Source organism: Pseudidiomarina tainanensis (genome assembly GCF_900115255.1).
Taxonomy (GTDB): Bacteria; Pseudomonadota; Gammaproteobacteria; order Enterobacterales; family Alteromonadaceae; genus Pseudidiomarina; species Pseudidiomarina tainanensis.
Window position 1 is genome coordinate 119,215 of the sequence record NZ_FOYU01000002.1, and the last position, 13,701, is coordinate 132,915.

Sequence of the window (13,701 nt, forward strand, 5' to 3'; positions counted from 1 at the left end):
TAATTGTTACCACTTACGGGTGACTTCATAAATATCGGTACGGCGATCTTTTAAATTAGTCACCGAACCTTCGTGATGTAAATATCGCAATTCATCTAAATTCAGATCAGAAAAAATGAGCTGTTCGGTATTTGGCGTGGTTTCCGCCAAGATGGCATCGTATGGGAAAGCAAAGTCAGAGGGCGAGAAAACCGCCGACTGCGCATACTGTACGTCTAAGCTTTCAACTTGCGGCAAGTTCCCGACACTACCGCAGGTCACCACATAGCATTCGTTTTCGACCGCCCGGGCTTGGGCACAGTGGCGAACACGCAAGTACGCATTGCGTGTATCGGTCCAAAACGGCACGAAGAGAATTTCTAACCCTTCGTCGGCCATTAAGCGGCCAAGTTCTGGAAATTCGACATCGTAGCAAATGAGAATGCCAACTTTACCGGCATCGGTATCAAACACGCGAACTTGATCACCTCCCTCGATAACCCAGTCACGTTTTTCGTGCGGTGTAACATGAATCTTGCGTTGTTCTTCAACGGTGCCATCGCGACGACAGAGGTAAGAAACGTTATAGATCACGTCGTCTTCATTAATTGGCATGGAACCGGTAATAATATTAACGTTGTAACTGACCGCCATTTGCGACATTTCGCGTTTGAAACGTTCGGTGAATCCGGCAAGGAATCGAATGGCATCCTTTTGTTGGCTTTGGTCGGTGAGCCCCATCAACGGCGCATTGAAAAACTCTGGAAATACTGCGAAGTCACTTTGGTAACTCGAAATCGCATCAACGAAGTACTCCACTTGGCGAAGCATTTCCTCCACGGAGTCAATTTCACGCATTTGCCATTGTACGGCGCCAATTCGTACGTTACGGATGCGCGACCCGAGAATATTATCTGACGGCTCGTATAAAAAGTTATTCCACTCAAGTAACGTCGCAAAACCAACCGAACGTTTATCTTCCGGCAAATATTTACCTAATAGCCGTTTAACAGTGAAATCATTCGCTAATTGGAACGTTAGAATTGGGTCGTAGATTTCGCGGCGGTGCACGGCCTCAATGTATTGGCCTGGCGTCATTTCATCAGCGTACTTGTGGAAATTAACAATACGCCCGCCAGCCAGAATCGCTTTCAGGTTCGATTGCCGACAAAGCTCTTTACGCGCATCATATAAGCGGCGTCCCAAGCGATAACCGCGATAGTCTGGGTGGATTAGCACATCAAGACCATAAATCGCATCGCCTTTGCGGTCGTTCAGAATATTTTCACGCGCATCCATCAAATCATCATAGGTGTGCGGGTTACTAAAACGGGCGTACTTTACTTTGACGGTTAATGCTACGCCAACTAACTGCCCATTGTCCTCAAGGCAAATCTGACCCTCTGGAAATTCTTGCACCAGCTTTAAAATCGTATGTTCACCCCAAGCGCCACCAATATCGGGATAGACCTTATCCATCAAGACTTTTAATTGCGGGTAATCGTCTTTGCGCAAATTACGTAACTGTAAGTGAAGTTCATCCGGGCTCATAGACATCCTTTGTGGTTCTGTGTACAACTTGAATTAAAGGTAAGCGTTCTACGCGATGCTTGCAACGTCAAGATAAGACATATAAACTTCTGGACGTCTAAATAACAACATAACTGAAGCAAGGATTTTTATGACACAGCCAGCCAGTGCCAAGGCGCTTTTGCCGCTTGGTTTATTTCTTACGCTGTTCCTTGGCACCGGGATCTACTTCCAACTGTCAGGTGTCGATTATGCGTTTTATCAACTCGCCAGCCCAGTCGCCATACTGCCCGCCATTGTTCTTGGTGTACTGCTAAGCAAGCAGGCATTTGACGCACGTATTGATACCTTTGTATCGGGTGTTGGCGAACGCAACATCGTCACCATGTGTATGATTTATTTATTAGCCGGCGCCTTCTCAACCGTCGCTGCAGCTACTGGCGGTGTCGACGCTATGGTTGCGCTTGGCTTAAATGTCATCCCACCACAATTCTTGCTGCCTGGTTTATTTATTATTGCCGCGGTTGTTTCAACTGCTATGGGCACCTCAATGGGTACCCTCGCTGCGCTGGCACCGGTTGCGCTGGGTTTAGGTCAGGCCGCAGAAATAGATTTAGCGTTACTGGCAGGGGTGTTAGTTAGTGGTGCTATGTTTGGTGATAATTTGTCATTTATCTCTGATACCACTATTGCGGCGACGCGCACTCAAGGCTGTGAAATGAGCGATAAATTCAAAGCGAATTTGAAAATAGCCTTGCCGGCAGCAGCTATTACGCTCATTTGGTTGTTCACCTATGACACCGGTGCTGTACCACCTAAGATTCCCGATGCGAACTTATGGCTGAGCCTGCCGTACTTCTTCATTATTGTGTTAGCTGTGCTGGGTTTAAACGTTTTCGCCGTGCTTACCCTGGGGATTATTCTTGCCGCCGCCTTTGGTATGGTCACCGTTGGTTATGAATGGGTCGCCTTTAGCAAAGATATCTACGAAGGCTTCACCAGCATGCAAGAAATCTTCTTGCTGTCGCTATTGATTGGCGGCTTATCGGCGCTGATTCGGCAACAAGGTGGCTTACAGTTTCTTGCGAACACCGTCAGTAGTATCACGAGCCGATTGTTTAAACATAAACAACAGCGCGCCGCGTTTGGTGTCGCTGCATTAACTGGACTAACGAACTTCGCCGTTGCCAACAATACCGTGACGATTTTGCTCTCTGGTGAAGTCAGTAAACGCCTCGCAGAAGAAGGTAATTTAGCCCCACGCCAAAGCGCAAGTTTGCTGGATATCTTTGCTTGCGTGGTGCAAGGAGCTCTGCCCTACGGCGCCCAAGCATTATTGATGGGTGCAAGTTTTGGCTTATCGCCGTTGGATGTGAGTATTCACACAGGTTACTGCTTTATTCTTGGGGCGGTATCAATCGGCATGATCATCTGGCGCAAGCCATTGGAAGCTCGCGCCAGTGGGGTGACTGCTTAATTGGTGCTTGGCAACTCCATCACGCCATCAATCTCAATTTGCGCGCCCTTCGGTAAGGCTTTCACGCCGATAGCGGCGCGCGCAGGGTATGGCGTTTCGAAAAATTCAGCCATTACCTCGTTCACGATTGGGAAGTTACCCAAGTCGGTCAAATAAATCTGAACCTTGACCATGTCCTGCAACTCGCCGCCAGCGGCTTCACAAACCGCACTCAAGTTTTTGAATACTTGCACGGCTTGCGCACGAAACTCTTCACTGACAAATTCCATGGTTTCTGGCACCAGTGGGATTTGACCTGACAAATAAACCGTCGTACCAATCTTCACCGCTTGTGAGTAGGTACCAATGGCAGCGGGTGCTTTTTCTGTACTAATGATGACTTTTGACATGTTTACTTCCTTAAGCGCCAAACTCGCTGCACATTCGGCATCTTCCGGATGTGGCGAATCACATCGGCGAGTTGTTTCCTATCACGCACACTAAGTGCGATATCAATATAATAAATATTGGCGTCGAGTTCTTCCGTCTTCAGACCGTGGATATTACATCCAGTGGCTGAAATCGATGCGGTCAGTTTGGCGAGTGCACCTTGATGATTTTCAATCTCAACCCGCACTTCAGTGGTAAACTCGGCTTCGGTATTGCCTTCCCATTGCACTGGGAAATAGCGGCCCGGCTCTTCTTCATAGCCGCGCACGTTCTTACATTCTTTGCGGTGTACCACAAGCCCCTTGCCTGGGCTCACGTGGGCAATAATGTCATCGCCTGGTATCGGTCGGCAACATTTCGCAAAACTCACCAATAACCCTTCAGCACCACGAATTGCTAATGTCGTTTTCGGTTGAACGGCGGTGTCTTGTTCGTCTTTTAACTGCGAAAGTTCACCCAATAGACGTTTAGCGATTGCTATCGACATCATGTTGCCCAAACCAATTTCCCTTAATAACGACGGTAAATCGGTAACTTTGACTTCTTTTAACACACGGGTGAAATCCGCTTTTGGAATGTCGTCATAATTGATTGGCCCGAGTGCAGCACGCAACAAACGCTCACCTAACTGCTCCGCTTCACGTGTCTCTTGCCCTTTCAAGTACTGACGAATCTTCGCACGCGCCTTACCGGTAACAGCAAAATTCAACCAAGCAATGTTCGGACGCGAACCTGGCGCTGTTTTAATCTCAACCGTTTGCCCGGTTTCGAGCGGCTTCGACAATGATGACACCTTATGATTCACGCGTGCGCCAATGCAGGTATTGCCGATATCTGTATGCACAGCATAGGCGAAATCTACTGGCGTGGCCCCCTGCGGCAATTCAATAATGCGGCCTTCTGGCGTGAAGACATAAATCTCTTCAGGGAATAATTCCGACTTCACGTTTTCGATAAACTCGAAAGCGTTACCTGTACTTTGCTGTAATTCTAATAGGCTTTGCATCCAGCGGCGGGCGCGTACTTGCGCAGTGGTGCCAGTACTTTCATCGGTTTTATATAACCAGTGCGCGGCAACACCGCGGTCAGCCATCAGGTTCATCTCTTCAGTACGAATCTGTACTTCAACCGGAATCCCGTGTGGACCTTTTAAACTAGTGTGCAACGACTGATAGCCATTCGACTTGGGAATGGCGATGTAATCTTTGAAGCGCGTTTCAATCGGTTTATAGAGATTATGCAATGCGCCTAAGACGCGGTAACACGTGTCCAGCTCATCGACAATGACGCGAAACGCATAAATGTCCATGACTTGTTCGAACTTCAGCTCCTTGTGTTTCATCTTTTGGTAGATGCTATACAAGTGCTTTTCACGTCCGAGCACACGTGCCTTTATCCCGACATCCTTGAGTCGTTTTTCGATTTCCGTTTGCACGCGCTCAACCAGCTCACGACGATTACCGCGGGCCTTTTTCACTTCAGATTCGAGTAATTTGGCGCGCCACGGATGTAAAGCGTGGAAACCCAATAATTCCAACTCGTTCTTGATATCGTGAATACCTAAACGATGGGCAAGTGGCGCATAAATTTCTAAGGTTTCACGCGCAATGCGGCGCTTTTTATCGGGGCGTAAATGACTAATCGTGCGCATATTGTGCGTACGGTCAGCTAATTTGATCAAAATGACACGAATATCCTGCACCATCGCCATGATCATTTTGCGATAGTTTTCAGTTTGCAGTTCTTCTTTGGAATCAAACTTAAGCTTGTCGAGTTTGGAGACGCCTTCGACTAGTTCAGCGACGGTGGCGCCAAACTGCTCTGCGAGATCTTCTTGGGTATATTGGGTGTCTTCAATGACGTCGTGTAGCAATGCCGCCATGATCGTTTCATGATCAAGCCGCATGTCGGCCAGCAAGCCGGCTACTGCAACAGGATGGGTAATGTAGGGTTCGCCACTATGGCGTTTCTGATGTTTGTGCCCATCAGCAGCTAATTTGAAGGCCGCAGAAGCTTGCTCCACCTGCTCTGGTGGTAAATACTCAGCTAACTGTTGCCTGAGGCCTTCAAACAAATACACCCGATTTACTCAAGCCCACGAATTGCGTCAACCGCTGCCATTTCTTCAGCATCTTTCTGCGCCATTTCAGTACGCTCTTCAGCGTCTAAACGTTTGGCGTCGATATGACCGCCTTCAATTTCGCGTAAAGCGACGACGGTTGATTTTTCATTGTTTTTCCAAGGAACCAATGCATCTTTGCCTTGGGTTGCCAATTGACGGGCACGACGTGCTGCTACAAGCACTAAATCGAATCGGTTGCCAATACGGTCAACAGCATCTTCTACGGTTACGCGAGCCATGTTTACTCCAACTATGTGCAAAACGGGTCAGGAATTATACGGATTTACCCGCCATTCGCCAAGAGATCTTTGAGTTTAGCGGCATGCCGCACTTGTTGTAATGCTACCTTAAGGCGTTGTGCAAACACAATATGCTCTAATTGTGCCAACGTTTGGTCAAATTTATCATTGACCAGCAAGTAATCAAACTCATGATAATGCGACATTTCTGCATGCGCTTTTTCCATGCGTGAACGAATCACTTCGTCACTATCTTGGCCACGACTACGCAAGCGTTCTTCAAGTATTTCAAGGCTTGGCGGTACAATGAAAATAGATTGCGCCTGTGGGTGGGCCTCACGCACTTGTCGTGCTCCCTGCCAATCAATATCCAAAAACACGTCAATGCCTTGCGCCAAGGTTTGTTCAATGTAACTTCGCGACGTGCCGTAATAATTACCGAAAACATGTGCCCATTCATAAAAATCATTTTTGTCGATTTTTTCTTTGAACTGGGTTTCAGTCAGGAAATGATAGTGCACACCATCAATTTCACCCGGCCGCGGTGCTCGAGTGGTGCACGACACAGACACCTGCATACTCTCTTCAGTGTGGCGCGCGAGCAAAGCACGGATTAAACTGGATTTACCTGCACCGCTTGGTGCAGCCAAAATAAATAAATTGCCGGTGGCGATTGGTGTTGTCATGAATACTTACATTGATCGGCTTGCTAATAACGGCAAAGCATAGCATGTTGCATAGTAAAATAACTAGAGCGGAGAGCTGAGATGACAACCGGATGGATTATTATCATTGTTGCAGTATTACTGTTGGTGTACCTGATTGGTATTTACAACAAACTCGTACGTTTAAAGAATCAATTTGAAAATGCCTTTGCGCAAATAGAAGTGCAACTCAAGCGGCGTTACGACTTGATACCGAATCTTGTTGAAACCGCAAAAGCTTATCTCAGCCACGAGCGCGAAACACTCGAGGCCGTGATTTCGGCGCGTAATCAAGCTGCCGCAGCGTTACCACAAGCGGCCAAAGATCCAACCAATGCCGGCGCGATGCAGCAACTCGGTGGCGCCGAATCAGCCTTAGGCAGTGCGCTAGGCCGTTTGAACGTGGTGATGGAAGCCTACCCTGATTTAAAAGCGAATCAAAACATGATGCAGGTAAGTGAAGAACTCACCAGCACAGAAAATCGCGTCGCGTTTTCTCGCCAAGCATTTAACGATGCGGTGATGACTTACAATACCTATCGTCAATCATTCCCACCGGTGATGTTTGCGAGCTTCTTTGGTCATAGCAAAGATGCCAACTTATTGGAGTTTGCTGATAGCGCGGAAATACAGGCTGCGCCAAAAGTTAACTTTTAATTTGTGTCACTCGCTGGAAGATTACGATGGTTAATTTCTTCGAACATCAGCAGCAGGCTAAACGCAATACAGGCCTGCTGGTGGTGCTGTTTTTTCTCGCGTTCACCCTAATCATTGGCTTTGTTGCCGTCGTAACCGCCGCTGTCTTTGGTGGTATTGCAGTGCAACAAAACGGAGATTATCAGTTTAGTTGGCAACCCATTGCTTGGGTGGTGCTGATTGTTGGTGGCGGTATTCTCACGGCAATGTTAGTGAAGTGGTTGAGCTTGAAGCCCGGCGGGCACGTGGTTGCTGAAAGCTTAGGTGGCGTGCGCATTGAACCGAATAGTACTGACCCGCTGGAGCGCCGAATTCTTAACGTTGTTGAAGAAATGGCTATCGCTGCCAATATGCCCGTGCCGGCGGTTTATTTGTTGCCCAACGAAGCGAATATCAACGCATTCGCGGCAGGATATGAAAGTAAAGACGCCGTGATTGGCTTAACCCGCGGTGCGGTTGAAACCTTTTCGCGCGAGCAACTTCAGGCCGTTGTTGCACATGAGTTTAGCCACATTCTCAACGGCGACATGCGCTTGAATATTCGTTTAATCGCCGCGCTTGCAGGGATTTTGCTGATTGCACATGTCGGACGAATGTTTTTGCACTCAGCGCGCTTTAGTACATCGCGACGCCGTGGCAACGGCAATGCACTACCACTTATCGGCTTGGCCTTGTTCATTATTGGCTATATTGGCGTATTCTTCGGCAACATCATCAAAGCAGCCGTGAGTCGTCAACGCGAATATCTCGCTGATGCTGCCGCTGTGCAGTTTACCCGTAATCCGGAGGCCTTATCCGGCGCCCTACAACAAATCGGTGCCCGCGAGTACGGAAGTAAGATTGGTCACGCCAATGCCGATGAAACCGCACACTTATTTTTCGGCCAAGCATTAAGCTCGTGGTTTACCCTCATGGCAACACACCCGCCGTTAGATAAACGTATTAAGCGAATTCAGCCGAATTGGAATGGGCGCTATCCAAAACCGAAAAAGGCCATGGTGCAATCGGTGGCGGAGCAGCAAGCCAGTCAGCCACAACCAACGGCTTTGAATCGCTTGGCGATGCTGGCGTTACCGGCGTTACTGCTAGAGCGGGTGCGTTCACCACAACAAGCACCGCAATTTATTCGCGATATGTTAGTGGGTAAATTGCTTGGCGAAGAGCAACCCCAATTAGAAACACTCAATGCAGCGCAGCAACTGGCGTTGGTTGAGCTTGCGATTCCAGCGCTACGGGTTGCCAAAGATTCAGACCGACTCGGGCTGTTGCGCGATCTTGAGCAGCTTGAACACAGCAATGATTTATTTCACTGGTGCTTGTATCAATTGTTAGCGCGGCAATTAATCGAATCGAAACGCTTCAAGGTGAAATTAGATAATGCTGAAGCATTTGCGGCAACAGTGGTTGCGCTTAAACGTGCCGAAGCACAACAACCGTTGAATTTGGTACAACTTGAGCAGGCTTTAAACACCTGCAAGAGCTGGTCACCAAAAGCAAAACAACCTTTAGTACAAAAATGGGTTGAAACAGTGACTTCTGACCAACATATCTCGGATACCGAACGCAAATTAGTCGCCACGCTGTGTGCTTGTATCGAAGAGCCACTACCGGATGAGATGCTGACGAATTCTGCATCGTCAAATTTTGCATAATTTGTATAAGTCGCGCGATCGATTTCGTCGGCACATGCGTATTCCCCGTACCAGACTGATTTAAGGAGTTATCATGTCGACGGATTTATCCCCTTTATTGCAACCTTTCTCATGCAAATCTCTTCAGCTTCGCAATCGTGTTGCGATGGCGCCAATGACCCGCAGTTTTTCGCCCGGTAACGTTCCGAACGAAGCTGTTGTGAAATATTATCAACGTCGTGCTGAAGGTGAGATTGGCTTAATTATTACCGAAGGTGTAGAAATCAATCACCCGGGTGCCAGCGGCTTCCCGAACGTACCGAAAATTTATGGTGAAGCGATGACTGGTTGGCGCCGCGTCGTTGATGCTGTACATGCCGCTGGTGGCCAAATTATTCCACAATTGTGGCACGTGGGAGCCGTACGTAAACCAGAAACTGATGATGCCGCACCGGCCTATAGCCCATCAGGTTTATTTGGACCCGGCAAACCAAGTGGTGTCGCCATGACCAAGGATGACATCAACGATGTGATTCAAGCATTTGCCGAGTCAGCCAAGCAATCGAAAGAAGCTGGGTTTGATGGCGTAGAAATTCATGGTGCCCACGGCTATTTGATTGATCAGTTCTTGTGGGAAGGGACCAATATTCGTGACGACGAATATGGCGGTTCGCTGGAAAATCGTGCTCGCTTTGCCTGCGAAATTGTCAAAGCCGTTCGCGCCGCAGTTGGTGAGGATTTCGCAATTGTCTTTCGTTTTTCGCAGTGGAAACAGCAAGCTTACGAGGCCAAACTTGCGGAAACTCCTGAACAGCTCAAGCAGCTTCTCGATTTACTCGTTGCTGCTGGTGTTGATGTTTTCCACGCTTCAACGCGACGCTTTTGGGAGCCTGAGTTCGAAGGTTCCGATTTAAACCTTGCCGGCTGGACGCAGAAACTAACCGGAAAACCGACCATTTCAGTCGGCAGTGTTGGTTTAACCGAAGATTTTATAAGCGGCACCTTTGCCTCAGATAAACCAGCAGTAGAAAAATCCGGCATTGACGAGTTAGTCAAACGCATGGGCAACCATGAGTTTGAGCTTATCGCCGTCGGCCGTGCGTTATTGCAAGATCCGTACTGGCTACAAAAAATGCGTGATGGCAAAGAAGACGAAATTAAAGCGTTCAGCAAGGCCTCGCTGAAAGAGTTGGTGTAAGTTCTGATGAAGCATCGGGTGGGACTCATTTGGTTTGAGAATGACCTGCGGGTTGCCGACCACCCGTTGCTGCACCTTGCGCAACAAGAATGCCAACAACTCATTTGCTTGTACTGTGTGAATCCGAAATGGTTTCGCCCCAACCGCTATGGCTTGCGCAGTATGGGTGAAAACCGTTGGCGATTTCTGCAACAAACACTCGTTGATCTCGACCAACAACTTGCGCAACTTGGCCAGCGCTTATATGTAAGCTACGAATCGCCTCTGGCTGCCGTTGCCAAACTTATCGGTCAGTTCGGTATCGATGTGATTTACCGTAGCCATCATTGCGGCAGCTATGAGCGCCAATACTTCGATATTGTGCGCGAGCGCTATCCATTTTTGGATTATGTGCAAACTGACAGCAATACCTTGTTTGAACGTGAACAAATTCCCGAGGTGATTGATCAGATACCTGATAGCTTCTCGAAATTTCGAAAGTATATTGAGAGTTCGCAGCGCCGTGCCACTATCAAAGAACCATTGGCAGCACCCTTACAGTTACCGCCACCGCCTGCGTCACTGAGTTGGCCAACGTTAGTGTTGCCGACAACTGACAGTATTTTTGTCGGCGGTACCCAGGCCGGCATGAATCACGTTCGCGATTACTTCGCTGGACCACATGCCCAAACCTATAAGCAAACTCGAAACGCTTTAGATAATTGGTCTGATTCAACCAAGTTCTCGCCGTGGTTGGCTTTTGGTGCTGTTTCACCACGCCAAATTCTTACAGCGCTAACCACACATGAACAAGAAAAAGGGGCTAATGAGAGTACCTATTGGATTTTCTTTGAGTTGCTCTGGCGTGAGTACTTTCATTGGTATGCCGCTTATCACGACAAAAAGTTGTTCGCGGCCGACGGCATTCAACAACGCCGCCCACCAACAAGCTTTTACGCCTCACGCTTTCAAAAGTGGTGCCAAGGCAACACACCGTATCCGATCGTTAACGCATGCATGAATCAACTCAATGCAACGGGGTATATGTCTAATCGGGGACGCCAGCTTGTTGCCAGTTGCTTTGTCCACGAACTCGGTTTGGATTGGCGCTATGGTGCAGCTTATTTCGAACAACAATTGATTGATTATGAAGTTGCAGCCAACTGGGGCAATTGGCAATACTTAGCTGGTGTGGGTGCCGACCCGCGCGGGCATCGCTGGTTTGACTTAACTAAGCAAACCGCGATGTATGATCCACAAGGCGAATTTATTCAACGTTGGCACGGCGATTCTTTTGACGGCCAACTTGATCATATTGATGCCGCTGATTGGCCCATAAGTTAACGGCGGCGTTGCAACCACGGATACACATGCTCGTGCATTTTAGGATCCATAATTGCCATCAAGAAATGGTGGCGTTCCGGAATTTCTCGTACCGTGACATAGCGTGATTCCAGCGGCTTAAAGTATTCAAATGGCGCAACCGAATCGACGTTACTGGCAAGAATCAATGTAGGTACCTTTACCGGTGGTAGCACTTGATGCAAATCAAGCGACGCTGGGTCAATATTTCGTTTCATCAAGGTATTTTTCACACCCTCACGAATTGACTCTTCAGATACGATTTTGCTGGTTTGCTCATGAGTGATTTTACTCACCTCGTACACTGCGTCCTCAAACTGACGCATTGGTGCCAGTAACACCAAACCACTGATATCGTTGCGCTGACGAGCCACATGTACAGCCGCTAATGCGCCCATGGAAAAACCTGTGATGAATAAAGGGTGCGGGCGCTCGCGTGCCGGTAACGAATTAATTAGCGTAGTAATCATTTCGACATCATCAACCGCAAACCCTGGTTGTTCATGTGTTGAACCACCATGACCTTTCAAGTCGGGAATCACAACATGAAACCCGAGGAAGCGATAGTAATCGGCTAAGAAAAACATGGTTTCTTTTGAGCCACCGTAACCATGCAGCATGATCATGGTGCCACGACGTGCTTCTGGAATTTGCTGACGGTTGAGGGTTAATTTGTATTCTTGCGTCTGTGTTTCGCCCACTGCAGTGAACTCAAAAACACGTGAATCAGAGTCGGTTATAGGTGCCGCATACAAGTATTCCGTACAGCCGCCAAGATATGGCATGCAAAACTGACGTTGTTCACCACCAAGCTCGACAATAAGCTCAGGCATGTTAGCCGGGATCCCGATCGGCTCAACACGATTCGACAATTTGTGCTCTACATACGTAGCGCACCCTTGCAGCAGAGCTACAGCAACTAGTCCAAAACACAGCTTGCGATACATCGGGGATCCTCAACATGTTTATCTGACATTTGACATAAGCCCCCGATAATATCACTTCTTAACGTAACGCCAACAGTCTTTACGTTTCGTTATTTACGCCAAAGCTTGCGCAAGATCCGCGATGATGTCGTCAACGTGCTCGATACCCACACATAAACGGATAGCTTCCGGCTTCACGCCGACCTTAACCTGTTCATCTGCGGATAACTGCCGATGGGTAGTCGATGCCGGATGACATGCAAGTGATTTTGCATCACCGATGTTCACTAACCGCTTGAATAGCTTCAGCTTGTCATAGAATCGAACGCCAGCTTCATAGCCACCTTTCACACCAAAAGTGAGCAACGAGGCCGGTAGGCCACCTTTAATAATCTGCTGCGCAAGCGCGTAGTTCGGGTGTTCTGGGGTTCCCGCATAATTTACCCATGCAACTTGCGGGTGTTGTTGAAGATACTCGACCACTTTCTTCGCATTCTCACAGTGGCGTTCAATACGTAACTCAAGTGTTTCGAGCCCCTGTAAGATTAAAAAGGCATTAAACGGCGATAAAGCCGCACCAGTGTTGCGTAACGCAACGGTGCGAGCTCGTGCAATAAACGCCGCTGCTTCAAATGCTTCGTTATACACCACGCCATGATAGGCCGGCTCGGGTTGAGAAAACTGCGCGAACTTCTCAGCATGCTTCACCCAATCAAAGTTACCACCGTCAACAATGATGCCACCGATAGTTGTGCCATGCCCGCCGATATATTTGGTTAATGAATGCACAACAATGTGCGCCCCAAGTGCGATGGGTTGGCACAGAATAGGCGTCGCTACCGTGTTATCAACCACCAGCGGTACACCATGTTTATTCGCAATTGCTGCAAAGCGAGGAATATCCGCGATATTGCCAGCAGGGTTACCAATACTTTCGCAATAAAGCGCTTTGGTATTGGCATCAATGAGTCGCTCAAGCGCTTCGGGGCTGTCATCTTCAGCAAAGCGCACATCAATGCCAAGCGCGGGCAACTGGTGGGCAAATAATGTATAGGTGCCGCCATAGATTTGTGGGGTGGTGACAATGTTGTCACCGTGCTTCGCTAAAGTCAGCAGCGTGTAATGAATGGCAGCCATACCAGAGGCTACCGCCAACCCGGCTATACCCCCTTCAAGGGCTGCTACACGTTGCTCGAGCACATCATTGGTTGGATTCATGATACGTGAATAAATATTACCAGGCACGGCTAAATCGAATAAATCAGCGCCGTGCTGGGCACTATCAAATGCATATGCAGCAGTCTGATAAATCGGTACAGCAACTGACTTGGTGGTTGGATCCGTGTCATAGCCATGATGAATTGCTAGCGTTGCTGGATGGTAATTCGCAGTCATATCAGCCTCAATTAAATAGATGTTTATACGTTTA

General features: G+C 48.3%; 12 protein-coding genes. 5 read left to right on the top strand and 7 right to left on the bottom strand.

The window, feature by feature from the left end:
* Nucleotides 1-6 precede the first annotated feature (6 nt).
* Nucleotides 7-1,530, bottom strand: coding sequence for a carbon-nitrogen hydrolase family protein (locus tag BM292_RS07460; protein ID WP_092857173.1), 1,524 nt, complete (start codon nt 1,528-1,530; stop codon nt 7-9).
* Between the two features lie 130 nt (nt 1,531-1,660).
* Here BM292_RS07460 and BM292_RS07465 point away from each other — a divergent pair, with 130 nt between their 5' ends.
* Nucleotides 1,661-2,986: a Na+/H+ antiporter NhaC family protein gene (locus BM292_RS07465; RefSeq protein WP_092857175.1), complete on the top strand. Its 1,326-nt coding sequence runs from the start codon at nt 1,661-1,663 to the stop codon at nt 2,984-2,986.
* On the opposite strand, the gene BM292_RS07470 is transcribed toward BM292_RS07465, so the two are convergent.
* Genes BM292_RS07470 through gmk form a run of 4 tightly spaced genes read right to left on the bottom strand, consistent with a single transcriptional unit; the run spans nt 2,983 to nt 6,462 of the window.
* A complete protein-coding gene (locus BM292_RS07470) occupies nt 2,983-3,375 on the bottom strand; it encodes a deaminase RidA (RefSeq protein WP_092857177.1) in 393 nt (130 codons plus the stop codon). The genes BM292_RS07465 and BM292_RS07470 overlap by 4 nt on opposite strands.
* Before the next feature lie 2 nt (nt 3,376-3,377).
* The gene (spoT, locus tag BM292_RS07475) at nt 3,378-5,495 is read right to left on the bottom strand and encodes a bifunctional GTP diphosphokinase/guanosine-3',5'-bis pyrophosphate 3'-pyrophosphohydrolase (RefSeq protein ID WP_092857179.1); all 2,118 of its coding nucleotides are present in this window, start codon (nt 5,493-5,495) and stop codon (nt 3,378-3,380) included.
* A gap of 5 nt (nt 5,496-5,500) precedes the next feature.
* Nucleotides 5,501-5,776 (bottom strand): DNA-directed RNA polymerase subunit omega, encoded by a 276-nt coding sequence (gene rpoZ, locus BM292_RS07480; RefSeq protein ID WP_092857181.1) that lies wholly within the window; start codon nt 5,774-5,776, stop codon nt 5,501-5,503.
* A gap of 44 nt (nt 5,777-5,820) precedes the next feature.
* A complete protein-coding gene (gmk, locus tag BM292_RS07485; protein ID WP_092857183.1) occupies nt 5,821-6,462 on the bottom strand; it encodes a guanylate kinase in 642 nt (213 codons plus the stop codon).
* 81 nt (nt 6,463-6,543) lie between these two features.
* Between gmk and BM292_RS07490 the strand changes: the two genes are divergently transcribed.
* The 4 genes from BM292_RS07490 to BM292_RS07505 all read left to right on the top strand — a co-directional run bounded on the left by BM292_RS07490 (nt 6,544) and on the right by BM292_RS07505 (nt 11,328).
* Nucleotides 6,544-7,137 carry a LemA family protein gene (locus BM292_RS07490; RefSeq protein ID WP_092857185.1) on the top strand — a complete coding sequence of 198 codons (594 nt, stop codon included), beginning with the start codon at nt 6,544-6,546 and terminating at the stop codon, nt 7,135-7,137.
* Between the two features lie 26 nt (nt 7,138-7,163).
* On the top strand, nt 7,164-8,828 hold the full coding sequence (locus tag BM292_RS07495; protein ID WP_092857187.1) for a M48 family metallopeptidase: 1,665 nt from the start codon (nt 7,164-7,166) through the stop codon (nt 8,826-8,828).
* 73 nt (nt 8,829-8,901) lie between these two features.
* Nucleotides 8,902-10,005, top strand: coding sequence for an NADH:flavin oxidoreductase (locus tag BM292_RS07500; protein ID WP_092857189.1), 1,104 nt, complete (start codon nt 8,902-8,904; stop codon nt 10,003-10,005).
* Nucleotides 10,006-10,011: 6 nt separating this feature from the next.
* Nucleotides 10,012-11,328: a DASH family cryptochrome gene (locus tag BM292_RS07505; protein ID WP_092857191.1), complete on the top strand. Its 1,317-nt coding sequence runs from the start codon at nt 10,012-10,014 to the stop codon at nt 11,326-11,328.
* Here BM292_RS07505 and BM292_RS07510 read toward each other — a convergent pair.
* Entirely contained in the window at nt 11,325-12,179 is an 855-nt protein-coding gene (locus tag BM292_RS07510; RefSeq protein WP_177203810.1) for an alpha/beta hydrolase, read from the bottom strand. The genes BM292_RS07505 and BM292_RS07510 overlap by 4 nt on opposite strands.
* 207 nt (nt 12,180-12,386) lie before the next feature.
* On the bottom strand, nt 12,387-13,667 hold the full coding sequence (locus BM292_RS07515; protein WP_092857195.1) for an O-acetylhomoserine aminocarboxypropyltransferase/cysteine synthase family protein: 1,281 nt from the start codon (nt 13,665-13,667) through the stop codon (nt 12,387-12,389).
* Nucleotides 13,668-13,701 lie beyond the last annotated feature (34 nt).